Consider the following 12818-nt stretch of genomic DNA (forward strand, 5'->3'; position numbering starts at 1 on the left):
AGTGTAGGCGTCAGCGCGGATAGACCAAAAGGGCACCGTCACGTGCGTCGGAGGCCTGCACCGGATAGCCCGCTATGTCTCCACCGCTCGTAATCCGTACGCCCGCCGTCACGTCACCCGTGCTTGTCAGAATGATATTGGTCTTAACGTTCTGCACAACGGCGGCTCCCGCGGGAACCTTTACCGAAACCGGTTTGCCGCTTGCAGCAACAAGTTTAACCTCAACCTCTTCGTCACCTGTGTTGGTAACGATCAGTTTGCCTCCGGCCACCATGGGAACGGCCACGGGCGTCTGAGCGTCGAGGGTGGGAGCTGGGACGAACCAGCTGTAATCGTGATCAGCATCCTTCTTCGCAGATCCCATAACACCGGCGAGGATCGGCGCGTCCGCTTCAATAATCACCGCGTTTGCGGCCTCGGGCCAGTGCTCAACGAGCAACTCACCTACACCGCTTCCGGCAAACTGAACGTCACCGAGGTCAAAGCTCTTACCTTTGCCGTCAATCGCAGTTACGTGAGCGGTGCCAACCTCGCCACCAGGGGCGAGCACTCGCACCAAGACGCTAAAGAGGTCAGCTTCTCCCACGTCACCAGCGCCATGCTCGTGATCGCTCACGTTCGTTATCCCAGGCACAACCAGTTTGGTAGCTGGTTCCGCCTGTCGTGTGACCGTGTCGACCGCGTAAGGATCAAGTCCCGTAACGTGGGCGACACCCATGCTCGCGGTGACCGGGGCCCCGGTGCTGACAACACGCACCGCAATGCGCTCGCGATCAGGAGCGTACCCGTTCAACGAAATCGTCTGTTCGGTTCCGGGTGATACAAGCACACCCGCGGTCTGTCCGTCGGCGACCTTGCCCTTTTCATCAAACACAGTGATCTGCACGGTCGCAGGTACTTCGCCCGGGTTTCCCAGACTGAGAGTACTCGAAACTCCAAGCCCGGTAGCCCCGCCAAGCACCCACTGCTCGTTCAGCGGCTCCGTGCATGCACTCGCAGCTAGACCGCGGAGCGCGTCGGTCTTCACGCGCTGCACCTGCGCTGCACCGAGCGGGTCTTTGGTGGGAGCACGGAACACCTGGGGCAAACCTTCGCCGCCCTCAGCGCGCGCAAGCGTTGACGTGTCACTCGCTGTGCCTGCGAGGGAAACCGCGGGTGCATTCGTTGGAATCGCTACACCGGGACGCTTGGAGTCGGCGCCGAGTTCGGCGAATGATCCCGCGCACACGAGCGTACGCTCAGTGTTCTGAGTTGTGTCGGTTTTGATAGCGAGCGGTGCACGCGTAACGGATGGCAGCGTCGTGTTGCCGAGGAACACAACAGCGCCTGCTGCCACGCCGACGATTGCCAGGCCAACAATCGCACGAAGTGTCGCCTGAAAGGCTCGGGGCTGAGAGGTCATCGCTCTTCTCCCTCTGCGAGTGGCTGGACTGAATTTACGGGTGGATCGGGATCAGGGCCGGGCGCGGCCCCGACGGAAGTTTTTGCTTCACCGGTTGTCTCCGCCTCCGCTGTCGAATCCGATCCAACGACGGGGTTGGGAACCTGAGCCGCCCCAGGTGCCGCCACTGTCAAAGTAGGAAGCTCAGCATTTTTACGCCGTGACCATCGCGAGGCCCGCTTACGTCGCTCTGGGCGGTATGTCACTTCCCCCGTGGGCAGGGCCAGCAGGATCATGCCAAGCACCACGACGAGCTGAATCACCCAGATGGTTTGCCCGCTCCAGGCTGTCCCACCGAGGTTTGCAGCGGCATTGCCCTCGGCATCCATTTTGGGTGAGACCTCAACTACGCGCCACAGCAGGCCCTGAGCGGTCTGGCCAGCGCTCTTCAGGGAGGCGTGCTGGTCAAAGACGCGCTGCAGCTGGGCACGCTCAGCACCGTTCCCACCGTCGCGCAGCAGCACGTGACCAACGTTTTGGGCCACAAGTGCGTCACTCACGTCTGCACCGCCAACGCTCGCAAGCCCTGCAACAAGCGCAGCAAGCTCTCGATCAGCTTTGGTCTCGGTCGGCACCGTCTCAGCGGTACGAATTTGATCCAGCCGCAATCCGGAGCCCGTCACGAACTCAGCGCTCACACTGTGCGGACCCTCAGCCGTCAAAACAAGCGTTCTGATGCCGGGGTTACTCTCTCCTGCCGCTTGCACGAGTGCGGGCATCTGAGTGCTACCGTCGCGGAACGGTGTGTTGTTGAGAAGCAGCTGGCTAGCCATGGGCAACACTGCAACGAGCATTCCGACCAGCGCAACCGATACAACGGGTGTGGCTGCGCGACGCAGCGCCCCCGCCCCAACTGCAGCCAGGCCAAGAATCGCGATCCAATACACGGCAAGTCCGGAGCCCGTCCACAGCGAAATGCTCTCGTTGCCAGTTGTCGTGAGGTGCAGCTGCGCGGCAGCAAGCGCCGTCAGCATGCCAAGTCCACCGAGAACTGCGCTCATGACGGTGACCGCGATACGCCCTGTGAAGACCCCGAGGAGCGTGAGTAACGCTAGTGGCACCATCAGCACACCAACCAGCAGCGTTGATGGTGGTCCGCCAAGTCCAATGTTGTCGAGAATGCCGGCCCAGCCCTCTAAACCGAATACTGGGAATCCCAACAGCATGTGCCAAGTTGTTCCGGGTTCGAACGGCGCGTTAATGCCCGGGTCAAGCAGGATGTCGAGCGGGCGCCCATTCACGAGGCACGTGATCAGTTTGGGGGCAAAGAGCACAATCGGCACGATGGCGGTCGTCAATACTCGACCGATACCGCGGAGCGTTGAGAACAGCCCCACGATCAACAGCACAATGGCGGCGGGGATCAGAACGGGTGCGGCGGCAAGCGCCACAGCGATCAAGAGGGAGGCCGTTCCCGCCCAGCTCCAGGACTCACGGCATCGTGCTGCCGCGAGCAACAGCCATGGAAGCACTACTGTGAGCACGAGCGTTGGGAGATGTCCGCCGCTAATCGAGCCGAGCAACACCGGACTCATCGCAAAGCCGAGTCCAGCAAGAGCGCGACCGGCCTTCGAATCGGTGAGCTGCGCGGCCCAGATCCAACTGCCAAGCGCGGTCAACGGAATCGCCATCACCATCAGCAGCACAATGCTCAGCGAAGGGTTCCAGAACGTGAGCGTTCCGAGCAGCGCGAGTACCCAGGTGAAGGGATCCGCAGGCACACCATCAATAGTGTGAGTGTTCTGCCAGAGTTGGTCAATTGGGCTCAGCGGCGCAAGGTCACCCCCGGTGAGGCTTGTATACGAGAACGCCCACCAAGTCAGCGCGATGGTGATCACGGTGGCGGCAGCCAGCACCGCTAGTCCGCCTGTCGAAATAAAATGCAGCTCTTTGGGTTGCCGCCCGTTTGAAGCGAGAATTGCCTCGCGGTCGATCATGCGTGCAGTTCGCACGCTCTTTGGGTCAATTCTGAGCTGCCGGATCGCGGGCCAGCCAACCGTTGAGTTGGTTTTCAGGCGCCGTCGCGAGGCCAAAATCGCGTGCGGGGTGAAGAAGACGGTGAAGGCCGAGACGAACTCTCCGGCCATGTAACCGGGCTGCTCGCGGATCAGCGCCCACAGCACGCGGAACAGCGCGTAAATAGGCAGGCCCAGCCACTCGAAGAATGCCACGAAGGCCGGAGCGTACGTGATCCTGCGGTGCAGGTGAGCGGTGCGGGCCTGGCGGTGCGCAACCCGCATAACTGAGCGTTTGCGGTCAATTCGTGGACCAGCGACACCGCTCTGGGCAAAACGCACGCGTGATTCGGGGGCCACCTCAACGCGGTGCCCTGCGAGACGGGCGCGCACGCAAAAATCAAGCGCGTCATCGTAAACCGTTAGCGCAGGATCAAGTCCGCCAAGCTGATCCCACACGTCTCGTCGAATGAGCATGCCAACAGGGCCAACACCCAGCACGTCTTGCATGTGGTCGTACTGCTGCTGATCCAGCTCCTGGCGGCGCAGCGTCCAGCGTGCGCCGTAGCGGGTAAGGCTCTGCCCAAGTTCGATAATGCGATCGGGGTGATCCCAGTCGACGAGTTTGGGTCCGGCAACTACAACAGAGGGGGCACGCTGCACGCGGTTGAGAATGTGCTCCAGGGCCTCCGGTTCTGGGCAGGAATCCTCACTGAGCAACCAGATCCACTCTTCAGCGGGATCTCCCTCTACAGGAATCGCCTGCACAGCTTGCCGAACAGCCTGGCCAAAGGGAACGCGAGATCCCGTACCGACGACGCCTTGAGCGCCGCCAGCCAGCAGCTGTTCGGCCACCTTTTGCGAACCGCCGTTGTTGACAGCAACAACGGCCGCGGGTGGACGCGTTTGCGCGGCGACTCCCGCGATGGTCTGGTCTAGCCACTCGCCACCAGCATGGGCAACGAGAACGGCAGTCACTTTTGTGCGCATATCGGCCTCAGTCTAGGCAACAAAAATGCGCGCAGCTGGTAAGCCATGCCGCAAATACGCAGGGAGTGCCCTATATTGCTTCGCGGCGAAGCCTGCGGCGCTCACGCTCGGAAAGACCACCCCAGATGCCAAAACGCTCATCGTTTTCAAGCGCATACTCGAGGCACTCAGAGCGAACTTCGCATCCCTCGCAGATGCGCTTTGCATCGCGCGTAGAACCGCCCTTTTCAGGAAAGAAAGCCTCAGGGTCGGTCTGTGCACAGAGTGCATCTGTCTGCCAAGCGAGGGCTTCATCTTCTTCGGGCTTGCGTACACCCGGAACACCCAGAAATACCGGGTCGACAAACCAATTACCAGGAACCGGCGCGTGTGACGAGTTATTCACCAAACACTCCTTCACAACCGTTCAAGTTGCCACGCCGTTTGCGCAACACAATCACAATTACACCGTTGTGATTCGCACAAGTCAAGCCGGAGAGTCTAAACCCTCAATGCCACCTTGAGGGTCTACGCCGCGCTGGCGTGTCGCGAATGTGATGCATTTGCCTCCGCGCTTCCGCCAAATTCGCACCACAAAGTGCGCTTAAAACGACCGTTTAGGCACACTTTGTGGCGCGGAATTTTTTGGGGCAACCTCAACGACCGACCGTTGCTGCGAATACCTCGCCCGACCCCGTGAGCCGAATTGGGGCGCCCGCCGAAACGTAGAGCGACTGGCCTCGGCGCACAGCGGCCACCTCTTCGAGGTCGGCCTCTGGACGCTCAACTCGCACGCGTCCAGACGTGACCACCAGCACGACAGGATGCTGCGCACTGAGATTCACGCTCGGGGCCGCCTCACCACCCTGATCCATCACATCTTCAGAGTCACACAACCGAGCTCGCAGCAACTGAAAATCGGGCACCGGGGGGCGCCACGCCACGAGACCGGGAGAAAGCCGCTCGCCCGGGAAGCGCGGTTCGTCGAGTTCTCCGGTATCAACCACCCGAGTCAGCTCGGCAATATCGACGTGCTTCTGAGTGAGCCCCGCTCGCAGTACATTGTCAGACGCCGCCATCACCTCGACGCCAACTCCACCGAGGTAGGCGTGCAACTGCTGAGCCTCGAGGTAGATGGCCTCACCTGGGGCGAGGCGCACGAGATGCAGCAACAGGGAAACCAGTATTCCGGGATCGCCCGGATAGGTCGCAGCGAGCGCCCGCAGGGCTCCAACACGCTCGGGATCCAGCTCATTCTCACGAAGCAACTCGTTGGCCTCGACGGGGCCCGTGTTGGCGATTCCCGCGTCAGCCATCGCGGTATTGAGGGCTGCAAGTGCCTCAGTAACGAGCGGGTCGCCGCTGAACACCCAGGTGAGGAACTCCCGGCGGAGGCTCTCTGGCTCGCCGTGAGCCAGCCGCTCCGCAATCTTTGCAAGCACCTCCGACGCCGCTCCGCGAGTCAGGGCCGCAAACGCGAGCAGATCGTGCCTCGCCTCCGTGAGCGAGCGAAACCCACTGAGCGCGGTCACCTCGCTCAGGGCAACCAGAAGCTCGGGCTTGTGATTAGCGTCACCGTAGTTCCGGTTCCGCGCATCGTTCGGCACCCCTGCTGCCTCTTCAGCGGCAAAACCCGCGGCCGCCTGCTCAAGGTTCGGATGCACCTGCAGCGACAGCGGCGCGCCAATAGCCAGCACCTTCAAAAGAAAGGGCAGCTGCCCGCCATCGACTCCGTATCGCTCAGGATCGCGTTCGATCAGGTCGATAAGAGTCTGCGGTGCGGGTGAAGCTTTTGCGACGAGCGCGGGGTTACCGGGATGGGCTCCGAGCCACAGCTCGGCCTGCGGTTCGCCGGTAATCGGAGTACCCAGCATTTCGGCGAGCGCGTCCATCGACCCCCAGGCATAGGCCCGCGGGATATTTTCGATGAAGATCAGCACGTCACTCCTCCGGCGAACGTAGCTTCGAGCGCCATGCTCTACCATACCGACTATGGCAGGTAGCAAAGATGGTGGGGCTAAGACCGGCCCCAATAAGTCACGACTCGGAGTGAGCGCATTTGCAATCTGCGCGTTTATCTTCACTCTGGGCAGTAATGGGGTGCGCAACCTCATTGGGTGGCCAGGTTTCATTCTGCTTGCTGTGACCCTCGTGGTAACCGGGATCGTGCTGTTTGTGCGGCTGAAACCCGAGCGCTTTCGCTGGTATCGGCTCCCCGCACCGCTGTACTGGTTCTTGCTGGTTATCGTGCTCTCAATCTTCTGGTCTCAGTACCGCTTCGAGACCGTGCTCGGTGTTACTGCCCAGCTCGCGACCACTGTCCTCGCGGTTGTTCTCGCCTTCCTCTTGAGCTGGCAGGAGGTGTTACGCACGCTCGGCACCGCACTGCGCTATCTGATCGGCCTGTCACTCCTGTTCGAGCTGTGGGTATCACTCGTGGTGCGCGAGCCGCTGCGCCAAAACTTCCTCCCCTCCGAGCTCGCGGAGAGCAAGTCCAAGCTGCTGCTGTGGAGCCGAGACTTGCTGTTCTCCGGTGGCCCGATCCAGGGTCTCGTCGCCAACTCCGTGATGCTTGGCTTTATCGCGCTGCTCGGTCTCATTATTTTCTCGATCCAGTTGCGCGCCGGACTCGTAAGGCGATTCAACGGCTGGTTCTGGGTGGGGCTTTCGGTTTGCACTTTGCTGCTGACCCGGGGCGCTACGGTATGGGTTGCGCTCATAGCGGTGATCGTCGGCCTGGTCGTAGCACTCTGGGCGAGACGGCTCGGCCCCGAGCGTCGCGTGCCGCTCTACATTGTGAGCACCGCGCTAGTGACCGCGGCGGTAGCCATCACACTGTTCGCGCGTGAATTCGTCTTTGGTCTACTGGGCAAGAGCGGCGACCTCACCGGTCGCGTCGATATTTGGGATCGTGTCATTCACCTCGCAGAACAGCGCCCCTGGTTTGGCTGGGGGTGGGTCAGCTACTGGGCGCCCTGGGTCGAGCCGTTCAAGTCGCTCGACGTCAAAAAGAACGCGGCAACCATGAGCGCGCACAACACCTGGCTCGATGTGTGGCTTCAGATCGGAATCGTCGGGGTGCTGGTGTTTGCTCCGCTCGTTGTGCTGACGATCTGGCGCGTATGGTTCCGAGCGGTGGATCCCCCACGCCGCGGCTACGGTCCAGCCCTGCCCTACGCCACGAGCTCGCTGTGGCCCTTCCTCATCATGATCGCTCTTGTCGTGCAGTCGCTCACCGAGAGCCGATTGCTGATCGAGGGCAACTGGGTACTGCTTGTGCTCCTCGCGGTGAAATCCCGCTTCGACTTTGTGCTGCCATCGTCCGACATCGAGCACACACGACTTCCGTGGCGGCGCGTTCCTATCGTGCACGATACCGGCCAGGTGGAGCTCAGCAGGTGATCCCAGTGTCCCTGTCAACGGAGCGCCTCATCAAGCTGCGAGCCGACGCGCATCTCGAACGTATCACCACGCTCGAGAGCCGCGTGCGTGCGGGTGAGGATCCGGCAACCGCCTACGCGGAGACGCCGGAGATCGATGACCTGGTCGTACTTACTCTTCGCGATGAAATGCTCGAGGAGCGGGATCAGCTTGCTGAGTTTGGGCTTGCTCGACTCGCGGCGCGTGCGGGTGGACCCGACGCCGCCGAGCACCAGCGCAATACCGACCGGGTCGAGTTTGCGCTGCTGCGAGAAATCGCAGCCGAGGTGCCAGAGCTCACGGTCGCGGTCTGGCGACTGAGTGATCGCCTGCAGGTCGATTGATCGCTCGGGCAGCGCGCAGCGATCCCTCGGTAGACTTAGCACGCTGTACCCGTTTGTTGTTTCCCGGTGAAAGGGCTTCTTTCGATGCCGACCACTCTGCAGTCCGTCGTATTTCCGCAGGCAAAAGACCCCGACGTCCTGCCACTGTACGCGGACCCCGAGACCTGGACGATGATCGATGAAAAGTCGGTTCGTTTGAGCCAGCACGCACACATTGACAGCGTGCTCTCCCGCTCAAGCTCGCGCGTTCGTCCCGGCGAGCGCATCTCCTATGCAAGCTACTTCAACGCCTTCCCGGCAGCCTACTGGCAACGCTGGACCGTGGTCACCGAGGTTCGCCTGGAACTGCGCACACGGGGCGCGGGCACCGTCATCGTGTATCGCTCAAACTCCAGCGGTGTTCAGCAGCAGGTCGAGGCCCGCACGGTTTCAGGATCGGCTGTCACCTCCTTCGATTTGCCACTCAAGTCGTTCAGCGACGGTGGCTGGTACTGGTTTGACCTCATCGCGGGTACCGAGGACCTCACACTCGAGCAGGGCACCTGGTCCACCGACGCAAAGCCGGTCAACGAGGGCAAGCTGAGCCTCGGCATGACCACTTACAACAAGCCCGACTTCTGTGTCGCCACGCTTGGCAATATCGCACAGAATCCGGCCCTCGTTGAGGTGATCGACCGAATCTTCCTGGTCGACCAGGGAACCCAGAAGGTGCGCGACGAGAGGGGCTTTGACGAAGTGTCGGTTCAGCTCGGCGACACCCTACAGGTGATCGAGCAGGGCAACCTCGGTGGATCCGGTGGTTTCGCGCGCTCAATGTCAGAAACGCTTGAGCGCGAAGACACAGATTTCTTGCTGCTGCTCGACGACGACATCGAGTTTGAGACCGAAAGTGCGCTGCGCGCGCTGCAGTTCGGCCGCTTCAGCCGCACACCCGTGATCGTCGGCGGTCACATGTTCGATTTGCTCGACAAGCCCGTTATGCACGCCTGGGCCGAGGTCGTACGCCCCGGTCCATTCATGTGGGGACCATCGTTCGAAGAGCAGCACCGCCACGACTTCCGTGAGAGCAACCTCCGCCAGACCAAGTGGATGCACGCGCGCCTCGACTCCGACTACAACGGTTGGTGGATGTGCATGATCCCCAAGAAGGTCATTGCCGAGATCGGACTGTCGCTTCCGGTCTTCATTAAGTGGGACGACGCGGAGTACGGCCTGCGAGCCAAGGCCGCTGGCTACCGCACGGTGTCACTGCCGGGTGTTGCGCTGTGGCACGTATCCTGGATCGATAAAGACGACTCGCAGGACTGGCAGGCGTTCTTCCACACCCGCAATCGCATCATCGCGGGTCTGCTGCACTCCGACGCAGCTGGTGGTGGCCGACTCATTCAAAACAGCAGCCGGCAGGATCTCAAGAAGCTGCTGAACATGCAGTACTACGCGACCCAGCTATCAATCGATGGCATGCGCTCTATTTTCGACGGCCCAGGTGCGCTGCACAGGAGCATCTCAACAGATATGCCCGCCGCGCGCGCGCACGCTGCGGATTTCCCTGAGACTCGCATCTACCGCTCCGACGATCCAGAGACCCCAGTCGCTTTCGGTGGCCGAGCCCTGCCGTTACTGGAGGATCCCGATGACTACCCAACGGGTGCGCGCCTGGCGCTCTTCACGCTCAAAACTGTGCCGAAGCACTGGCTGCGCAAGAACCGCGAGTCGGATCAGCACGCACCTGAGCTCGAGTACTCGAAGGCTGATTCGCTGTGGTGGCGCATCCCTGTCCACCACAGCGTTGTGATCGGCTCTGCCGATGGTAGCGGCAAGATGTGGTATCGCCACGATCAAGCGAAGTTCCGCCGCCTACTCAAGGAATCGCGTCAACTCGCGCGCCGTCTGGAGAAGAACTGGGACCGGCTGGCGGAGGCTTACAAGGCTGCTCTGCCTGAGATCACCTCGGTCGAGGAGTGGCGTAAGACCTTTGACGGGCGGTAGATTCCGCCATTGTCGGTGAGAATAGCAGAGGGCTGGGATCCGGTTGGATCCCAGCCCTCTGCTATTGTGCAGGGTTAGTGTTTGAGACGGTAGAGGAAAGCACCCATAGCTTCGCGTGAGACGCTATCCTTCGGTTTGTAATGCGGTTTACCCGAGGGCTGTTTCGTCCCGGTGGAGAGACCGGACTTATACATCCAGGTGATCTCCTTGTAGAACTTCTGCCCCTTCTGCACGTCTGCAAATGGAGAGGCCGCTGGGGCTTTGTAGCCCTTCGGCTTCTGCATACGGAACATGAACGCTGCCATGGCCTCACGGCTGACAGCTGCCTTGGGATCATAGAACCGCTGACCATCACGCATGGTTCCGGTAGACAGTCCGGACTTGTACATCCAGGTGATCTCCTTGTAGAACGGCTGTCCCTTCTGCACGTCTACGAACGGTGACTTGGCAGGTGCCTTGTAGTTCTTCGGCGCGTTCAAGCGATAGAGGAATGCCGCCATGGCCTCACGGCTCACAGCTGCCTTTGGCGCATACACGGCACCCTTGGCAGTGCGGGTGCCAGTGGAGGTACCGGATGACTTCATCCAGCTGATCTCCGTGTAGAACTTGTGACCGTAGAGCACGTCGATGAACGGTGGGCTCACAACTGTTTTCGCTGCAGCGGTTGTTCCCTTACCCGAGATCCAACCAGCAGCATAAGGCTTGACCGTCACTGTGACCTTCTGACGAATGTCAGCGGCGGTCGTCTTGTAGCTTGCACTAGTGGCGCCTTTGATGGCTTTTCCGTTGCGATACCACTGGTAGCGGTCAGAGATTTTGGTCGGGGCTGTGCCGAAGGTCACTGCCCACTTGCCCGATGTCTTCGCCGTCAGCGTCTTGCCAGCGACAATGGTTCCGCCCTCTTTGACAGAGGTCGAGACGGATTTGCCACCGTCTTTGAAACCCTTGTATTCAACACGAACCTTCGCGGTGGCGCCTGAAGCTGACTCAACCACGACGCGAACTGTGTCGCTGTAAGGCATGAGAGTGTTGCCAACACGCAGTGCCTGGTAGCGATACCCGCCCGACCAGCGAGACAGCACTGAAGACGTCTTACCCTCAACAGATATTCCAGAATCCGCGGCCTTCAGAACACGCACACCCGTGCTCATTCTGCCGTCGAAGAACCCACCACCACCGTACCAGGAACCGTCGGCCCATGGCATTCCGCTGTCTTGCCCTGTGCCATTGCGGTATTCAACAAAGAACGTTTTGCCGGGTGCAGGGCTCGCGACACGCAGACCACGAACACCACTCGTGGCACTCCCAGCATTGATCGTAAAAGTCTGGACCAAACCGCCCGAAGTTGAAACCTCCTTGAGCATTGAGCCATTGGTGATGCCAAGCATCTTTTTCTGAGCGATTGTGAGCGCTGCTGGTTTACTGCTGCGCCCCTGTGCTGCCATCCCCATGACGCTCCAGTGGTCGCCGTATTCCGCATCAACACAACCTGATCCCGACACTGGGCGACCCTTGGGGGTGGATACTGCAGCATCAACCTTGGGCTAGTGCACTGGCGTGCATTACTGTGCCCGAGGCCAAGCGTGTGACCAAGCTCGTGAGCAACGGCGTGTTCTGCGTCTGAAACGGGAACGTTTGAACCGCCGCGCATGCCAAGGTCGATCCAGGTCACACCGCCCGAGTGGAGGGTGCCCAGAAGCGCCAGACCGTAAGCGTCACCGCAGCCAGCATTCACAAACGTTACGAGGTGACGACCGCTCGTCAGGTAAGTATTTGCATTTCGGTAGCCCATGTCGAAGATCGCTTGGTTCCAAAGAGCTACGACGTCACACCGGCTTGTACTCGGCGCAAGCGACTTATAGCTGGCAACCGGCATCGAACTAATCTGACCACCCGTCTGCTCCTTCCAGTAGGTGGATGCAGTGTTCACGAGGGACTCAAGCTGCGCTCGCGTCGGCGAAGGAAGGGCGCTGCCTCCGAAGTAGCGAATATCTACCGGGTGGCTTTTTGCAGCGAGAGCAGCGGGGGCGGCAGCTTCAGCGTCAATGCCCACACCGGTGGTTTCAAGCGAGGTACCTGCAACGTATGCGGCATCAGCTGCGGTTTCAGCAACTTCGGTCGAGGAGAGCTCGCCTTCAACGTCGATCCGATCTTGCAGGGCAGCCACTGATTCTTCAGGAAGCTGCACGACACCGGAGAACGCACTTCCGCTCTCGAGTACACCCTGTGAGTTCGCCTCATCAAGCTTCACAAGTCCGACCTGGTCGGTTGCAACCAGTGCATCACCCTGACGGATAACCGGTTCTTCGCCTGCCTCAATCTGCTCAAGGTTCTGGGGCGCAGCCTCGTCTGGCATGACGTAAACGGTGCCCGTAACCTCGATAGTTTCAGGAGCCTCGGTCACTGGAGCCGCATCACCCTCGTTTGTCGGGGCTGCGGCGTCAGTATCTTCAGCCCGAGGGGTCGTGTCCCCCGACTGTCCGCCAGTGGCATCAGCCTCAGCATCTTCATTCTCAGCAGCCTTGGTGCCATCCGCATTCTCGGAGCCGTCGACTGCGTCTGGCTGAGTCTGGTCTTCGACGGCTGTAACCCCGTCTTCAGGAGTGAGGGGATCCAGAGCGTTTGCCGGAGCTACGCTAAGAGCCAGCAACAGCGCCAACGCGCACCCAGCCACGGAATTGACTACTTTTCGCAATATTT

General features: G+C 60.7%; 9 protein-coding genes. 3 read left to right on the top strand and 6 right to left on the bottom strand.

All coding sequences use genetic code 11. The annotated features are described in order from the left end of the window. Positions 1-10: 10 nt before the first annotated feature. The 4 genes from G7066_RS13105 to manA all read right to left on the bottom strand — a co-directional run bounded on the left by G7066_RS13105 (position 11) and on the right by manA (position 6305). Positions 11-1402: a DUF5719 family protein gene (locus G7066_RS13105; protein ID WP_166331513.1), complete on the bottom strand. Its 1392-nt coding sequence runs from the start codon at positions 1400-1402 to the stop codon at positions 11-13. Then, positions 1399-4374 (bottom strand): glycosyltransferase family 2 protein, encoded by a 2976-nt coding sequence (locus G7066_RS13110; protein ID WP_244303006.1) that lies wholly within the window; start codon positions 4372-4374, stop codon positions 1399-1401. The genes G7066_RS13105 and G7066_RS13110 overlap by 4 nt, the downstream gene beginning before the upstream one ends. Before the next feature lie 82 nt (positions 4375-4456). Beyond that, entirely contained in the window at positions 4457-4771 is a 315-nt protein-coding gene (locus tag G7066_RS13115) for a WhiB family transcriptional regulator (protein ID WP_425280734.1), read from the bottom strand. Positions 4772-5021: 250 nt separating this feature from the next. Further along, the gene (manA, locus tag G7066_RS13120) at positions 5022-6305 is read right to left on the bottom strand and encodes a mannose-6-phosphate isomerase, class I (RefSeq protein ID WP_166331515.1); all 1284 of its coding nucleotides are present in this window, start codon (positions 6303-6305) and stop codon (positions 5022-5024) included. Between the two features lie 52 nt (positions 6306-6357). Between manA and G7066_RS13125 the strand changes: the two genes are divergently transcribed. The 3 genes from G7066_RS13125 to G7066_RS13135 all read left to right on the top strand — a co-directional run bounded on the left by G7066_RS13125 (position 6358) and on the right by G7066_RS13135 (position 10118). Then, positions 6358-7767, top strand: a complete 1410-nt coding sequence (locus G7066_RS13125; RefSeq protein WP_166331516.1) for an O-antigen ligase family protein — start codon at positions 6358-6360, stop codon at positions 7765-7767. A 5-nt stretch (positions 7768-7772) separates the two neighbouring features. Continuing rightward, a complete protein-coding gene (locus tag G7066_RS13130) occupies positions 7773-8129 on the top strand; it encodes a hypothetical protein (RefSeq protein ID WP_244303007.1) in 357 nt (118 codons plus the stop codon). 84 nt (positions 8130-8213) lie between these two features. Next, positions 8214-10118 carry a glycosyltransferase gene (locus G7066_RS13135; protein WP_166331517.1) on the top strand — a complete coding sequence of 635 codons (1905 nt, stop codon included), beginning with the start codon at positions 8214-8216 and terminating at the stop codon, positions 10116-10118. 74 nt (positions 10119-10192) lie between these two features. On the opposite strand, the gene G7066_RS13140 is transcribed toward G7066_RS13135, so the two are convergent. Beyond that, positions 10193-11323 (bottom strand): S-layer homology domain-containing protein, encoded by a 1131-nt coding sequence (locus G7066_RS13140; RefSeq protein WP_166331518.1) that lies wholly within the window; start codon positions 11321-11323, stop codon positions 10193-10195. Continuing rightward, on the bottom strand, positions 11266-12813 hold the full coding sequence (locus G7066_RS13145; protein WP_166331519.1) for a M12 family metallo-peptidase: 1548 nt from the start codon (positions 12811-12813) through the stop codon (positions 11266-11268). The genes G7066_RS13140 and G7066_RS13145 overlap by 58 nt, the downstream gene beginning before the upstream one ends. Positions 12814-12818 lie beyond the last annotated feature (5 nt).

The sequence above is a fragment of the Leucobacter coleopterorum genome, from assembly GCF_011382985.1.
GTDB classification, from domain to species: Bacteria; Actinomycetota; Actinomycetes; order Actinomycetales; family Microbacteriaceae; genus Leucobacter; species Leucobacter coleopterorum.